This window comes from Flavobacterium frigoris, assembly GCF_900111075.1.
In the GTDB taxonomy this organism is placed as follows: Bacteria; Bacteroidota; Bacteroidia; order Flavobacteriales; family Flavobacteriaceae; genus Flavobacterium; species Flavobacterium frigoris.
Genome location: NZ_FOFZ01000051.1, coordinates 1 through 1,489, shown reverse-complemented (window position 1 = coordinate 1,489; position 1,489 = coordinate 1). Strand labels below are relative to the sequence as shown.

Sequence of the window (1,489 nt, the reverse complement as noted above, 5' to 3'; positions counted from 1 at the left end):
TTCTATGGTCACGATTGAGTCTTTTGTAAGCTGTTTTCATATTACAATTTTAAGTATTTTTTGTCTTAAAATTGCGTTAGATTCCTGACTCTGCGTTAGCATCTCGCACAACGTCTTGTCGCTTTGCGATGTGGCGGATTTAGAAGCAGATTACTTTCTGTTTTGCAGAAAAGGTCTAGAGAAAACGACAATTCCGCTGAACCCGCCATAGCGCAAAACGGCTGTTGTGCGACGGCTTTATCACCTTTCAAATTTTGGTCTAAATCTAAAACCAAGAATATAGGGTTGCTGAAACCAAAGCGCATACAAAAGAAAAGACCCAAATGTAATGAAATATTTCAAACCATTTTATATCAGATTCAACAAGATTTCCATTATCAATGCCGCCCTTCAATTTCAATGCTTTGTCGCGAATATTATTCCGAAGATTTGTTAAAGATAATATTTCGCCGAACGATGTTATTAGAGAGGCAAGGATTCCGAGTGAAGTGGCTGTAATCGTAATTGAATAAAATAAATGTTTCATACAACTCATTTTTTCAGTATCAGCGAGTGAAAGCATTATACCTAAAAAACCAATCGCCATTGGCGTAACAGTTTTTACATATACCATATACTTTTCGTTTCTCTCTTTTTGAACTTTATGAAATTCCGCTATGTAAGCTTTGTCTTTTTCGGTTAACATATTTTTAAATTAAAATTATTACTAATCAGCGGTTCTTCGGAATCGTAAAAAAAAAAAATGCCAACACCACAAGATATTTTAAATAAATTGCTTTTTCATTTCGATAATATTAAAGACTTAATGGATAAATATCCAGACGCAATTCATATTTTTAAAGACAAGGAATATGTTTATCGATTAGAAGTTAATATTGATTTGTTAGAAATTCCTCCAGATGGAGACAGTCTGATTGAGAAATAACTTTTTCTATGTTACTATAAGCACTTTTTCCTGCGACTATATTACAAGTGCAATACACTGTATATCCATCATTAACTTTCTTTATATCTAAAGAAGTAATTAAAAAAGGATTAGAGTCGCCAGGAGGAGTAATGGGTTTCCCTATTAGGATTTCGGAATAGTATTTAGTTACGGATGCGGCTTCTTCTTTAGTAAATATTCTCATAGTGTTTTTTATTTGTATTAAATTTAAAATTAGGGAGATGTATTAGTGTTAATAATATAATTTCATTTTCGTGGGTAATTAGAACCTCCGATTACGTTTCTGTTCTTTTGCTTCAACCCTTGAAACCCGAACAAAAACAAACGAACATTATTTACTAACTTCTAAACTTTGTGACCTCCCTTTTTTATGTTATATTCCAATTAGTGTACGTTTCGTTTCGCCAATCTGTTGCACAACGTTTCCTGGCTTAGCTTGTTGGGGAACTTTTAAGCAGATTATTTTTGGCTACACGAATATATGAAAAAATACGGTAGTTCCACTAAATTCCCCATCATGCTAAACCAGTGTTGTAATATGTT

At 33.0% G+C, this 1,489-nt stretch carries 2 protein-coding genes; one reads left to right on the top strand and one right to left on the bottom strand.

Going from position 1 to position 1,489, the window contains the following annotated elements; all coding sequences use genetic code 11:
* Positions 1–265: 265 nt before the first annotated feature.
* On the bottom strand, positions 266–685 hold the full coding sequence (locus BMW63_RS17745) for a hypothetical protein (protein WP_074724790.1): 420 nt from the start codon (positions 683–685) through the stop codon (positions 266–268).
* Positions 686–742: 57 nt separating this feature from the next.
* On the opposite strand from BMW63_RS17745, the gene BMW63_RS17740 reads away from it, so the two are divergent.
* A complete protein-coding gene (locus BMW63_RS17740) occupies positions 743–925 on the top strand; it encodes a hypothetical protein (RefSeq protein WP_074724789.1) in 183 nt (60 codons plus the stop codon).
* Positions 926–1,489 lie beyond the last annotated feature (564 nt).